Genomic DNA, 12,941 nt, shown 5'->3' on the forward strand with positions numbered 1-12,941 from the left:
CAGGATCTCGGGCTTCGAACGCGTTATTGACCTTTATCGCGTTTGTGATAAATTTATCCGGGCCGGGATAAAGCGGGATAAACATGAATCCGTTCTACTATGCGAGACCTGGACTGACCGAAGCACTCGTGCGTGACTTGACGGGTGGGAACTTGTTCAGCGACGCGGCCAACGGCCTCTTCCTCGCCGCGCCGCGGCGGACCGGCAAATCCACGTTTCTTCGCAACGAGCTGGAACCTGCGCTGGCACACACCGGCCGCGTCGTGGTGTATGTCGACCTGTGGAGCGACAGGAATCGCGACCCCGGCGCGCTCATCGCCGAGGCCATCGGCAAAGAGCTTGGCAAGCACTTGGGGATTGTCGCGAAGACGGCCAAGGCGGCTGGCGTCGAACATGTGGGCTTGGGCACCTGGCTCAAGGTGGACCCGGCGAAAATTGGCAAGACCGATGGCTTGACCTTGGCCGAGGCGGTGCGCGCGCTGCGCGAGACATCGGGCAAAGCGGTCGCGCTGATTATCGATGAAGCGCAACACGCGCTCACCAGTTCCCAAGGCGAGAGCGCCATGACCGCGCTGAAATCGGCACGCGATCAGCTCAACACGCCCGATGTGGCGAACCTGCTGCTCATCATGTCCGGCTCAGACCGGGACAAGCTTCTACGGCTGTTAAACACCAATGCCGCGCCTTTTTTCGGCTCGGCGATCTCGATGATGCCGCCGTTGGGTGAGGACTTCATTCACCATATCGCGGAGATGATCAGCCGTACCTATCCTCAGTTGGCGCCGGTTGACGTCGCGCAGTTGTGGGAGGCGTTTCAAAGGTTCGCGCACAGGCCACAACCATTTGTGCGCGCGCTGGGACAGATCCTCAATCCCATCCATCCGCCGGAGCGGGGCTTCGAGCGGCACGTCCTCGACATGGCGGATCTGCAAAGAGCGGACGAGGAGCGGGCAATGGAATCCGCGTACCTCGCGTTACGTCCGATAGAGCAGGCCGTGATCTGGCGCATGCTTGAGCAGGGCGACCGATTCCGTCCCTACGATGCTGACGCGCTTACCTTTTATCGGGAAAAAACCGGGGAGAAGATCAGCGCGCAGAAAGCCCAAAATGCCATTGAGGCGTTGCGCATGCAGACCCCTTCCCTCATCTGGAAATCCGCGAAAGGCGAATACGCGTTGGATGATGCGGGAATGAAAAAATGGTTCAAAAACCGCAGCGACGAAGGCATTTGGCCGCCACAGTCACCGGAGTCAGGTGCGGCTTAGGCCTGGGCCGTTGGCCACACAACAATATCGCCGCCGTCTACATCGGGTCGGTCGACGGTGTAGGCGATGGGCGCACCGAAACGCTGTCGAATACAGAGATAAAAAGAGGAAACGTATGCGCTTCGAATGCTTGAAAATGACGAATCAGCTGTCGGCTGAAAAAACCGCGCAGATACGTTACACGCTCAAACATCCGCTCAAGGCCGATTTCAACTTGATGAAAAATGTTGATGCCGAACTGATTACCTTCGCGAAGAATCTACAAAAACAATGCCGTGGAAGCATAGGTTTGGAATTGGACCGCCCGGATCAAGAGATCCGTATCCTTGGCTTACGGGCAGAGTCGCGGATTAGCAATTTTCCCTTAGTCCGACCTTTGAAGCTCGACACCAGCGCACTGCTCAAGCGACAGGGTTTTATTGAAATGATCTACGAAGACCTGCACCATCAAAAAATCCCCATGGAGCGCATTGGCGAGAGCCACCTGGATTTGCTGGTTGCGTTCTACCTGACGACGGAAGCACTGGTGCTGGTCGAGTGCGGGGCGTATTCGGTGAGTAAGACCATTAATACGATCACCCTAAACAAATCCGCCGCCTACGAGCGCGCACTTTACGCAGGCTGGTTCTGCGGCATGATGAACCAGATGAGCAAGCGGGCCGACCTGCTTGAGAATCTCAAAGTGGTGCAGGAAGCTGGCAATCGTGGCCTGCCTGTTCTAGCGTTTTGCGGACAGCGGCCTGAGCTAATCGATCGCTTGACCGATTCGCAGCTCGACAAGGCCCTATCCCTGAACGTGCGCTTTGTGCATCGGCTCGAACCTGTTGCCCAGCAAGCCTTCGAGATCGTCTATGAACGGGCGCGGGTCGCCACGATATTGCAGTTGCTTTGGGTGGAATCCCAACAGCGACATCCGCATGCGCGCCAACTGCCGCGGCCGGTCGCCAATTTATCACCGGCGTTGCTGGTCCAGCTACGGATTCCGTATTTCGTGTGGAAAGAAATGACTGAGCTCAGCGCATACAAACCACAACATGACAAATTATTTGACCCCTTGGGCAGTGACATGTACCGGCTGGGAGACCTGTCCCTGGAGCAAGTCATGCTGCAATATTGCAGCACTGCGCTGCAAACAGTACACAGTCACTATGGGAAATGGTTTGAAGAAGAATATCTTTACACCCTCATCAACGACGAGATCCCGACGTCGCGTTACCGCGTTTTCGAGGGCGGCAAGGCTAAGGGAAGTTCCCAGGAAAAATTTGACGTCGATTTGATCATCGAAGATGTCGAAGCGGACCGGCTATTCTTTTGCCAAGTGAAATATCGTCATCGCGCGAATCTGCCATTCTTCCGCAGCGAGTGGGATGAATTCTTTTTTGGGAATATCTTCAGCAAAGGAATCGCGCAACTGAAGGGATTCGAAGCGCGGTTCGGCGACGACAAGGTCATTGACCTCGTTAAGACCCGTACGGGTCGCCGCGACATCACCGCCGACTACCTGCGCCGTCGCACATCGCTGCTGTTTGTGCACAACCTCAACGCTTTCGATTTTAGCCGCTACGATGGCATCCAGTTCTACGAGTGGAATACGCTACGAAATTTATTGCGGCGGCAGATAGGTCAGACGTACCGCGAAGAAAACGTCCGACGGACCGTCACCTATAAAGAGCGCGTGCCGCTGGAGGATATGGAGAAGGCGATGGCATATCTGCGCGATCAATTGGTAAGTCAGCCGGGCACGCTGGACATGGACAGCGAATGGCGGGTGTTCAGCCGAGCAAAGTTCCAGCTGGCGTGGCAACCTGTACACACACCGTCTCGTCGCTGGATGACCCGCCCAAAACGGCTGGTCATCCCCTTCGACTAATGCCAGCCGACTAAGCGAACTGGCTAAAATCCGGCTTGCGCTTCTGGAAGAACGCCGTGAACGCTTCCTTCGCTTCCGGCGCCGTCAGCATTGCGCTGAACAGCTTGTTCTCGGCGGCGATGGTCTCGCTGATCAGGCCCTTGCGGCTGGCCTTCATCAGCTGCTTGGTGGCGCGGATCGAGCTGGCCGGCAAGGCCACCAGCTTGGCCGCCTGGCCTTGCGCGAACGCCAGCAACTCGGCGGCCGGCAGCACGCGCGACACCAGCCCCATCTCCAGCGCTTCCTGCGCCAGGAAGGCTTCGCCCAGCATCAGCTTTTCGGCCGCGCGCGGGTAGCCGGCGATTTGCGTCAGCAACACGCTCGACGCGAATTCCGGGCACAGGCCCAGCTGCGAGAACGGCATCGAGAATTTCGCGGTATCGGCGGCGTAGACCAGGTCGCAGTGCATCAGCAAGGTGGTGCCGATGCCCACGGCCGCGCCGGCCACGGCGGCCACCACCGGCTTGCTGGCGCCGCTCAAGGCCAGCATGAACTTGTACACCGAACGGTCTTCGACGGCGCCGGTCGATGGCGCGGTTTTCATGAAATCTTCCAGGTCGTTGCCGGCGGTGAAGATCTCCGGCTTGCCGACGATCAGGATGGCGCGCACGGCGGCGTCCTGCTCCGCTTCGTTGATGGCGTCGGCCATGGACTGGTACATCGCGGCGGTGATCGCGTTCTTGCGTTCCGGACGGTTGAATTCCAGCGTCAGTACGCCGTTTTCCTTGCTGCTGAGGATATCCATTTGATCTCCAAATAATTTAGGGCGCCTTGGCGCCCTTTTTAACCCGCGACCCCATGCGGGGTCGTACCCCGTGCCGGGGTACGACCCCTAAGTGGTTACGCGTGCGTATCGCTAAAGGGATGCGGGTTACACGCGCTCGATGATGCCGGCCGCGCCCATGCCGGCGCCGACGCACATCGTCACCATGCCGTACTTGAGGTTGTTACGGCGCAGCGCGTGCACGACGGTGGCGGCGCGGATGGCGCCGGTCGCGCCCAGCGGGTGGCCCAGGGCGATCGCGCCGCCCATCGGGTTTACTTTCGCCGGGTCGAGGCCCAGGTCGCCGATGACGGCCAGCGCTTGCGCGGCGAACGCTTCGTTCAGCTCGATCCAGTCGAGCTGGTCCTGGGTGATGCCGGCGGCCTTGCAGGCGTCGGGAATGGCGAACTTCGGTCCGATGCCCATGATTTCCGGCGGCACGCCCTTGACGGCGAACGACGAGAACTTGGCCAGCGGCGTCAGGTTGTGCTCGCGCAGGAACTTCTCCGACACGACCAGCAGCGCGCCGGCGCCGTCGGACATCTGCGAGCTGTTGGCGGCGGTGACCGAACCCTTGGCCGCGAACACCGGCTTCAGCTTGGCCAGCGATTCCATTGTCGAGTCGGCGCGCGCGCCTTCGTCGGTGTCGACGGTGCGGGTCTTGACCTTGATCTCGCCGCTGGCCAGGTCCGGCGTGCGGGTGATGATCTCGACCGGCGTGGTCTCGTCCTTGAAGAAACCGGCCTGCTGCGCGGCGATGGCGCGGCGGTGCGATTCGACGGCGAACGCGTCCTGCGCCTCGCGCGACACTTTCCATTGCGTCGCCACTTTTTCGGCGGTCAAACCCATGCCGTAGGCCATGCCGACGTTGTCGTCGGTGAACATGTTCAGGTTCATCGATGGGTGGTGGCCCATCATCGGCACCATCGACATCGATTCGACGCCGCCGGCGATCATGGCGTCGGCCTCACCGACGCGGATGCGGTCGGCGGCCATGGCCAGCGCCGTGATGCCCGAAGCGCAGTAACGGTTGATGGTGACGCCGCCGACGGTCTTCGGCAGGCCGGCCAGCAGCACCGATTGACGGGCGATGTTGAAGCCCTGCTCCGCTTCCGGGAACGAGCAGCCGATGATGGCGTCGGTGATCAAGGCCGGGTCCAGGCCGGGGGCCTGCGCCAGCGCCGATTGCAGCACGCGCACCAGCAGGTCGTCCGGGCGGGTCTTGTTGAACATGCCGCGCGGCGCCTTGCCGATCGGGGTGCGGGTGGCGGAGACGATGTATGCGTCTTGAATTTGTTTGCTCATTATGTTCTTCCTGTTCAGTGTCGGTCGGCGGTTAGTTGCGGACCGGCTTACCGGTTTGCATCATGCCCATGATCCGCTCTTGCGTCTTCGGATGGTTCAGCAGTTCCAGGAAGGCTTTACGCTCCATGTCGAGGATCCACTGCTCGCTGACGAACGAACCTTGGTCGATGTCGCCGCCCGAGACGATCTCGGCGATCATGTCGCCCAGCTTGAAGTCGTGCGCGGAGATGAAGCCGCCGTCGCGCATGTTGACCAGTTGCGCCTTGATGGTGCCCCAGCCGTAGCGGCCGGTGACCTGGATCGGCGTGCGCAGCGGCGGACGGTAGCCCTTGTCGAACATGGCGCGCGCTTCGACTTTGGCGACGTGCAGCAGCTCGTACGGGTTGAAGACGATGACGTCGTCTTCCTTCAGGTAGCCCATGGCCTGCGCTTCCAGCGCCGACTTCGACACGTTGGCGGTGGCCGCGTTGGTGAAGCCCGTCTTCAGGAATTGCAGGATGTCGTTGCCCTTGGCTTCCTTGAAGGCGCGCGATGCCGCTTCCTTCAGGCCGCCGCCGGCCGGGATCAGGCCGACGCCCACTTCGACCAGGCCGATGTACGACTCGATCGAGGCCACGCGCTTGGACGCGTGCAGCGCCATTTCGCAACCGCCGCCCAGCGCCAGCCCGGCCACCGCAGCGACCACCGGCACGTTCGAGTATTTCATCGCCATGAAGGTGTCTTGCAGTTCCTTGACGATCGGGTCGACCGCTTTGGCGCCACCCTGCATGAACGCAGGCAACGCTGATTGCAGGTCGGCGCCGGCCGAGAACGCGCCGCCCTCGGCCGCGTCGCTGTTCCAGATGACCAAGCCCTTGAAGTTCTTCTCGGCTTCGGCCAAGGCCTTGCGGTAGCCGGCGATGACGCCCGGGCTGATGACGTGCATCTTGGTCTTGAGCGAGATGATCAGCACGTCGTCGCCGGTGTGCCACAGGCGCACGTCGTCGTCCTCGTGCACGGTGGTGCCGGCTTTCTTGCCGTCGACTTCGCCGCTGCCGAACACCGGCGCGCGGAACACCTGGCGGTCGTAGACCGACAAGGTCGAGCGCGGCACGAACGATTTCGACACGGCCGAGTACGAACCTTCCGGCGTGTGCACGCCGCCTTTTTCAGCGACCGGGCCTTCGAACACCCAGGCCGGCAGCGGCGCGGAGCACAGCGCATGGCCGGCGTCGATGTCTTCCTTGACCCACTGGGCGACTTGCGTCCAGCCGGCCGCCTGCCACGTCTCGAACGGGCCGGCGGTCCAGCCGAAGCCCCAGCGCATGGCGAAGTCGATGTCGCGCGCGTTGTCGGCGACGGTGTCGAGGTGCACGGCGATGTAGTGGAAGGCGTCGCGGAAGATCGCCCACAGGAACTGGCCCTGTGGATTGGTCGATTCGCGCAGCGCTTTCATTTTCTTGACCGGATCTTTTTCCTTCAGGATGCGGGCGATGATGTCGGCGGCCTTGCCGCCGCCGGCGACGTATTCACCGGTGGCGAAGTCCAGCCGTTGGATGTCCTTGCCGACCTTTTTATAGAAACCGGCGCCGGACTTTTGGCCCAGGGCGCCTTTTTCAACCAGTTTCGCCAGTACTTCCGGCGTCTTGTAGACGGCGGCGAAGGGGTCGTTCGGCAGGTTGTCCTGCATCGTTTTGATCACATGGCCCATCGTGTCCAGGCCGACCACGTCGGCGGTGCGGAAGGTGCCCGACTTGGCGCGGCCCAGCTTGGCGCCGGTCAGGTCGTCGACCACGTCCACGCTCAGGCCGAACTTCTCGGCTTCGTGCACGATCGCCAGGATGCCGAACACGCCGACGCGGTTGGCGATGAAGTTAGGCGTATCTTTTGCACGAACCACGCCCTTGCCGAGGGTCGTGGTCAGGAAGCCTTCCAGCTGGTCGGCGATTTCCGGCTTGGTGAACTCGGTCGGGATGATCTCGACCAGGTGCATGTAGCGCGGCGGGTTGAAGAAGTGCACGCCGCAGTAGCGCGATTTCAGGTCGGCATCGAAGCCTTCGGACAGCTTGGTGATCGACAGGCCCGAGGTGTTCGAGGCGAAGATGGCGTTGGCGCCGATGTGCGGCGCGACCTTCTTGTACAGGTCGTGCTTCCAGTCCATGCGCTCGGCGATCGCTTCGATGATCAGGTCGCACTCGGCCAGCTTGGCCAGGTCGTCCTCGTAGTTGGCCACTTCGATCAGCGCGGCGTGGTCCTTGTTGCCCAGCGGCGCAGGCGACAGTTTCTTCAGGTTCTCGATGGCTTTCAGAACGATACCGTTCTTCGGACCTTCCTTGGCCGGCAGGTCGAACAGCACGACGGGCACTTTGGCGTTGACGCAGTGGGCGGCGATTTGCGCGCCCATCACGCCGGCGCCCAGCACGGCTACTTTTTTAACGATGAAATTGGTCATGTCGTTTCCTCTAGTCTCTTAGAACAGGTCGGCGTCGAGTGCCATCAGGTTGGCGGAGCCCGAACGTGCCTGGCGGATCAGGGTTGCGGTTTCCGGCTGCAGGCGGGCGAAGTAGAAGCGCGCGGTCGCCAGCTTGGCCTTGTAGAAATTGTCGCCGCTGTCTTCCTTGGCCAGCGCGATCTTCGCCATCTGCGCGAAGAAATAGCTGTATACCATATGGCCGACAACACGCAGGTACGGTACGCAGGCGGCGCCCACTTCGTCCGGGTTCTGGAAGGCTTTCATGCCGATTTCCATGGTCAGCTTGGTGACCTTGTCGCCCAAGTCGCCCAGCGGGGTGATGAATTCGCTCATCGCCTCGTCGGTGCCGTTGTCTTCCACGAAGGCCTTGATCTTCTCGCCGAACTTGCGCAGCTTGGCGCCGTTGTCGCCCAGAATCTTACGACCCAGCAGGTCGAGCGACTGGATGGTGTTGGTGCCTTCGTAGATCAGGTTGATGCGGGCGTCGCGCACGTACTGCTCCATGCCCCATTCCGAGATGTAGCCGTGGCCGCCGAACACTTGCATCGCTTCCGAGGTGGCGATCCAGCCGTTGTCGGTGATGAAGGCCTTGACGATCGGGGTCAGCAGCGCGACCTCGTCGGCCGCCTCCTTGCGCACATCCTCGTCCGGGTGGTGCAGTTCGCGGTCGATCTGCAGCGCCACGTACGAGGTGAAGGCGCGCGCGCCCTCGGCGTAGGCCTTGGCGGTCAGCAGCATGCGGCGCACGTCCGGGTGCACGATGATCGGATCGGCTGGCTTGTCCGGCGCCTTCACGCCCGACAGCGAGCGCATCTGGATGCGGTCCTTGGCGTAGATCAGCGCGTTCTGGTAGGCCACTTCGGTCAGGCCCAGCGACTGCATGCCCACGCCCAGGCGGGCCGCGTTCATGAATACGAACATGGCGTTCAAGCCCTTGTTCGGCTGGCCGATGATCCAGCCCTTGGCGCCGTCCAGGTTCATCTGGCAGGTCGAGTTGCCGTGGATGCCCATTTTTTCCTCGATGGCGCCGCAGGTGATCGGATTGCGTTCGCCGATCGAGCCGTCTTCCTTCGGCAGGAACTTCGGCACCAGGAACAGCGAGATGCCTTTCGAGCCTTCCGGCGCGTCCGGCACGCGGGCCAGCACCAGGTGCAGGATGTTTTCAGCCATGTCGTGCTCGCCGGCCGAGATGAAGATCTTGTTGCCGGTGATGGTCCACGAGCCGTCGGCCTGCGGCAGCGCCTTCGAGCGCAGCATGCCGAGGTCGGTGCCGCAGTGCGGCTCGGTCAGGCACATGGTGCCGGTCCATTCGCCCGAGACCAGCTTCGGCAGGTAGGTTTTCTTTTGTTCGTCGGTGCCGTGTTCCTTCAGGCACTCGTAGGCGCCGTGCGACAGGCCCGGGTACATGGTCCAGGCCTGGTTGGCCGAGTTCAGCATTTCGTAGAACGAATTGTTCAGCAGCACCGGCAGGCCCTGGCCGCCGTATTCCGGATCGCACGCCAGCGCGGCCCAGCCGCCTTCGACGTATTGCTTGTACGCTTCCTTGAAACCTTTCGGCGTCGTCACGGAGTTGGTCGCCACGTCCAGCTTGCAGCCTTCGCGGTCGCCCGAATGGTTCAGCGGGAACAGCACTTCCGACGTGAACTTGCCACCTTCTTCCAGCACCTGGTTGATGATGTCGGCATCGATTTCGGCGTAGTCCGGCAGTGCCTTCAATTCCTCTTGCACATTGAGCAGCTCGTGCAGCACGAATTGCATATCCCGGATTGGCGCGACGTATTGACCCATGTTTTTTCTCCTGATGACTACTTAATTGATTTGATTGAATGCGTTGTTTTAATGAGGCACTGCTTCATTACGGTAGGATACGATCAAGCGTTCGAAGCCGACGCCGGCGCGCTCCAGGCTGCCCGGGATGCGCAGGAAGCGCGCATCGTGGTGCAGGGCCAGGATCAGGCCGTACATCTCGTAGACCAGCTGCTGCGGATCGGTATCCGCCTGCAGGTCGCCGCACTCGATGGCTTGCTTCACGCAACGCAGCAAAGCGCCCTGCCAGGCACCGACCATCGCCATCAATTCCTCGCGGATCGGACCCGGACGGTCGTCGTACTCGACCGCGCCGCTGATGTAGATGCAACCCGAGGCCACTTCCACGCTGACACGCTTGACCCAGCGCGCGAACATCGAGCGCAGCCGCGGCAAGCCGCGCGGTTCTTTGACGCTGGGGAAAAACACTTCCTGCTCAAAACGATGGTGATACAGCTTCAGCACTTCCAACTGCAAATCTTCACGCGATCCGAAGTGCGCGAACACACCGGATTTGCTCATGTTCATCTTATCCGCGAGCAATCCAATGGTCAGGCCTTCGAGGCCGTCCCGGCTGGCCAGGTCCAGCGCCACATCCAGGATCGCCGCGCGAGTCAGCTCGCCCTTGCGCATAAATTTAGTTGAGGTATTAATAACTGGCATCCCAAGGTGTAGTTACATGGAGAAAAGAACATTTTGCTCCACTTCGTTTACTCCGTGTGAAAAAATTGCGAACGCTCGTACTATTATCCACTGGGGGATAAAAGTCAAACAGTACATTTAGAGGTGGGGGTCTATTGCTGCGGCGCAGCAATGCTTGGAGTCGTGGCGGAGGCACGTAGGGCGGATTAGCGGAGCGTAATCCGCCACGAGCCGCCATCGGCTGGCGATGTGGCCACGGGCGGCTCGTGGCGGATTACGGCGTTCCGCCTAATCCGCCCTACGTGTTTCCGTGATTTTCGACGTACAACGCGGCGGCGTTACGACAACTTGCCCATCTGCCGACGGTCGCGCTTGGTCGGTCGGCCCTTGAAATCGGCGGTCGGCTCGCGGAACATCCTGCGGTTCTCGGCCACGTTGGCGCGCCGCTCGACGCTTTCGTCGGTCTCTTCATACAGGTTGCGCGCGATCGGCGCCGCCTGCCGCACGTCCGACAAATTCATCACATCGATCTCCCAACGGTCCGAGCCGTTATCGATGTCGAGCTTGTCGCCGATGCGCACGGTGCGCGCCGGCTTGACCTTGTCGCCGTTGACCTTGACCTTGCCGGCGTCCACGGCGTCCGTTGCCAGCGAGCGCGTCTTGAAAAAGCGCGCCGCCCACAACCATTTATCCAGTCTGACAGTATCGCTCAAGCGTATTTCCCCACGGAGAACAGCCGCATCACGGTCCGATAAAACACAAACGCGATCTCGTAACCGATGCGGCGGAAGCGCCCGACGTGCTCGAAGTCGTCATAACTGATGACCACGCCGTCGGCGATGGCGGCCTCGATGTGACTGCGCAGGTTTTGCGCGAAGGCCGCATCCTTGATGATCACGTTCGCTTCCTGATTCAAAAACAGGCTCAAGCCGTCGACATTGCTCGAGCCCACCGTCGCCCAGTCGTCGTCGATGACGGCCACCTTGGCGTGCAACTGGGTCTTGTGATATTCCACCACTTTGACGCCGGCCGCAAGCAGCTTGGGATAGAACGAGTGCGCCACCGCGTCCTGCAGCCAGATCTCGCCCACGCCGATCAGCAACACCACCTCGACCCCGCGCTCGGCGGCGGCGGCCAGCGCATGGCGGAATTTGCGTCCCGGCGCGAAATACGGGTTGGCCAGCAACACGCTCTTGCGCGCGCGCCCCAGCGCCTGCAGGTAGGCGCGCTGGATGGTGCGCCGGTTGCGCAGGTTGTCGCGCACCACGAAGCCGGCGTGCACCATGTTGGCGGTGGCGATCTTGTTGACCTTGCGCGCGTCGCGATACAGGCTGATGCGCTTCATCAGGCCCATCTTGCCCAGCCGCTGCCACTGCGTCTGCGCCTCCAGGTGGATGGACGCCACCAGCGGCCCGCGCACCTGCACCGCGAAGTCCCAGCGCGGCGCCGACAGGCTGATGGCGTGGTTGTAATCGCAAAACATGTCATCGTTGATGTTGATGCCGCCCACCAGCGCGATCTCGCGGTCGACCACGCAGATCTTGCGGTGCGTGCGCGTGATGCCGCGCTTGAACCAGGGATTGAAGATGCGGTGTTCGACGCCGGCGGCCACCAGCTTCTCGTGCATGCAGTTGACCTGGCGGCGGCCGGTGCCCCACCAGTCGGTGATCATGCGCACCTCCACGCCGCGCCGGGCGGCGTTCGTCAGCGCGGCCAGCACCGCCTGGCCGGTGTCGTCGTCGGCGAAGATGTAGGTCTCGAAATAGACTTCGTACCGGGCGGCGTCGATGGCGCCGATCAGCGCCGGAAAAAACTCGGTGCCGGTGTGCAGCAGTTTGACTTCGTTATCGGCCAGCAGTTTGACGGAGCCCATGGCCTCACCTACCCCAGCGACAGCGACGCCACGATCGGCGCGTGGTCGGACAGCTTGGCCCACAGGCTGCCGTGCATCACCTCCGCCGACTCGACCTTGAAGCCGCGCACATAGATGCGGTCGAGCCGGAAGAACGGCAGCGCCGACGGGAAGGTGCGCGCCGGGCTGATGGTGGTCTTCAGGCTGGCCTTGCGGCGCAAGGTGCGCATGATGCCGTCCAGCGAGGCGTTCGTGCCCAGCTCGTCGAACGCCTCGACCACGCCCAGCGCGTTGCGCAGCTCGCCGCTGAGGGTGTTGCGCCAGTCGTTGAAGTCGCCGGCGATGATGACCGGCTCGCCGTCCGGCGCCGATTCGCGCACGGCCGAGATCAGCGCCTGCGTCTGCCGCCGGCGGCCCGCCTCGAACAGGCCCAGGTGCACCACGTAGCAATGCACCGGCCCGTGCTCGGTGTTGAGCACGCAGTGCAGGATGCCGCGCTGCTCGTAGGCGTGGTCGGAGACGTCGTGATTGGCCGTGTTGGCGATCGGGAAAGCGCTCAGCAGCGCGTTGCCATGGTGGCCGTGGTCGTAGACCGCGTTCATGCCGTAGGCGGCGTGCAGGTGGCGCGACTCGCCGGCGAAATACTCATGCTGCGCCGCAGCGGGCCAATGCTTCTGACCCAGCTGTTCGGCGCCGTATTTGGCGGCCTTGAGGTCGTGCTTGCCCTGCACCTCTTGCAAAAAAACCACATCGGCATTGAACAGGCCGATCGCCTGTTTGAGCGCCAGCACCCGCGGCTCGGCGCGGATGGAGGACACTCCCTTGTGGATATTGTAGGTGGCAACTCGGATTTTCATGGAGACCATTCTAACCCCGAGTACGCCTTCGCGTGCGTTCGGCGCCGCACTTAGCGATCCGGATTCGGGCCGGGCGGCCGGCTTGGCGCC

The 12,941-nt window shown here is 61.9% G+C and carries 10 protein-coding genes; 2 read left to right on the forward strand and 8 right to left on the reverse strand.

The window, feature by feature from the left end:
* Nucleotides 1-83 precede the first annotated feature (83 nt).
* Both JOD97_RS21925 and JOD97_RS21930 read left to right on the forward strand, forming a co-directional pair.
* A complete protein-coding gene (locus tag JOD97_RS21925; RefSeq protein WP_209723304.1) occupies nucleotides 84-1,265 on the forward strand; it encodes an AAA family ATPase in 1,182 nt (393 codons plus the stop codon).
* Nucleotides 1,266-1,380: 115 nt separating this feature from the next.
* Entirely contained in the window at nucleotides 1,381-3,135 is a 1,755-nt protein-coding gene (locus tag JOD97_RS21930) for a hypothetical protein (protein ID WP_209723307.1), read from the forward strand.
* Between the two features lie 10 nt (nucleotides 3,136-3,145).
* Here the strand turns inward: JOD97_RS21930 and JOD97_RS21935 are convergent, their stop codons facing one another.
* The 8 genes from JOD97_RS21935 to JOD97_RS21970 all read right to left on the reverse strand — a co-directional run bounded on the left by JOD97_RS21935 (nucleotide 3,146) and on the right by JOD97_RS21970 (nucleotide 12,851).
* Entirely contained in the window at nucleotides 3,146-3,919 is a 774-nt protein-coding gene (locus JOD97_RS21935) for an enoyl-CoA hydratase (RefSeq protein ID WP_209723310.1), read from the reverse strand.
* Between the two features lie 126 nt (nucleotides 3,920-4,045).
* Nucleotides 4,046-5,242, reverse strand: coding sequence for an acetyl-CoA C-acyltransferase (locus JOD97_RS21940; RefSeq protein WP_209723313.1), 1,197 nt, complete (start codon nucleotides 5,240-5,242; stop codon nucleotides 4,046-4,048).
* A 31-nt stretch (nucleotides 5,243-5,273) separates the two neighbouring features.
* Nucleotides 5,274-7,673, reverse strand: a complete 2,400-nt coding sequence (locus JOD97_RS21945; protein ID WP_209723316.1) for a 3-hydroxyacyl-CoA dehydrogenase/enoyl-CoA hydratase family protein — start codon at nucleotides 7,671-7,673, stop codon at nucleotides 5,274-5,276.
* A gap of 18 nt (nucleotides 7,674-7,691) precedes the next feature.
* Complete coding sequence (locus JOD97_RS21950) at nucleotides 7,692-9,482, reverse strand: acyl-CoA dehydrogenase C-terminal domain-containing protein (RefSeq protein ID WP_209723319.1); 1,791 nt, start codon at nucleotides 9,480-9,482, stop codon at nucleotides 7,692-7,694.
* A gap of 48 nt (nucleotides 9,483-9,530) precedes the next feature.
* Nucleotides 9,531-10,133, reverse strand: coding sequence for a TetR/AcrR family transcriptional regulator (locus JOD97_RS21955; protein ID WP_209723323.1), 603 nt, complete (start codon nucleotides 10,131-10,133; stop codon nucleotides 9,531-9,533).
* A gap of 347 nt (nucleotides 10,134-10,480) precedes the next feature.
* Nucleotides 10,481-10,855, reverse strand: coding sequence for an RNA-binding S4 domain-containing protein (locus tag JOD97_RS21960; RefSeq protein ID WP_209723326.1), 375 nt, complete (start codon nucleotides 10,853-10,855; stop codon nucleotides 10,481-10,483).
* Nucleotides 10,852-12,015: a cardiolipin synthase ClsB gene (gene clsB, locus JOD97_RS21965; RefSeq protein WP_209723328.1), complete on the reverse strand. Its 1,164-nt coding sequence runs from the start codon at nucleotides 12,013-12,015 to the stop codon at nucleotides 10,852-10,854. Before clsB ends, JOD97_RS21960 begins: the two co-directional genes overlap by 4 nt.
* 8 nt (nucleotides 12,016-12,023) lie before the next feature.
* Nucleotides 12,024-12,851: an endonuclease/exonuclease/phosphatase family protein gene (locus JOD97_RS21970; RefSeq protein ID WP_209723331.1), complete on the reverse strand. Its 828-nt coding sequence runs from the start codon at nucleotides 12,849-12,851 to the stop codon at nucleotides 12,024-12,026.
* Between the last annotated feature and the right edge of the window lie 90 nt (nucleotides 12,852-12,941).

Source organism: Duganella sp. 1411 (assembly GCF_017833525.1).
GTDB lineage: Bacteria > Pseudomonadota > Gammaproteobacteria > Burkholderiales > Burkholderiaceae_D > Rugamonas.

Bases quoted from the DNA above. Each gene is read 5' to 3' on its own strand.
- JOD97_RS21955 (WP_209723323.1), bottom strand. From the start codon at position 10,133: ATGCGCAAGGGCGAGCTGACTCGCGCGGCGATCCTGGATGTGGCGCTG.
- JOD97_RS21950 (WP_209723319.1), bottom strand. From the start codon at position 9,482: ATGGGTCAATACGTCGCGCCAATCCGGGATATGCAATTCGTGCTGCAC.
- JOD97_RS21970 (WP_209723331.1), bottom strand. From the start codon at position 12,851: ATGAAAATCCGAGTTGCCACCTACAATATCCACAAGGGAGTGTCCTCC.
- JOD97_RS21930 (WP_209723307.1), top strand. From the start codon at position 1,381: ATGCGCTTCGAATGCTTGAAAATGACGAATCAGCTGTCGGCTGAAAAA.
- JOD97_RS21935 (WP_209723310.1), bottom strand. From the start codon at position 3,919: ATGGATATCCTCAGCAGCAAGGAAAACGGCGTACTGACGCTGGAATTC.
- JOD97_RS21945 (WP_209723316.1), bottom strand. From the start codon at position 7,673: ATGACCAATTTCATCGTTAAAAAAGTAGCCGTGCTGGGCGCCGGCGTG.
- JOD97_RS21925 (WP_209723304.1), top strand. From the start codon at position 84: ATGAATCCGTTCTACTATGCGAGACCTGGACTGACCGAAGCACTCGTG.
- clsB (WP_209723328.1), bottom strand. From the start codon at position 12,015: ATGGGCTCCGTCAAACTGCTGGCCGATAACGAAGTCAAACTGCTGCAC.
- JOD97_RS21940 (WP_209723313.1), bottom strand. From the start codon at position 5,242: ATGAGCAAACAAATTCAAGACGCATACATCGTCTCCGCCACCCGCACC.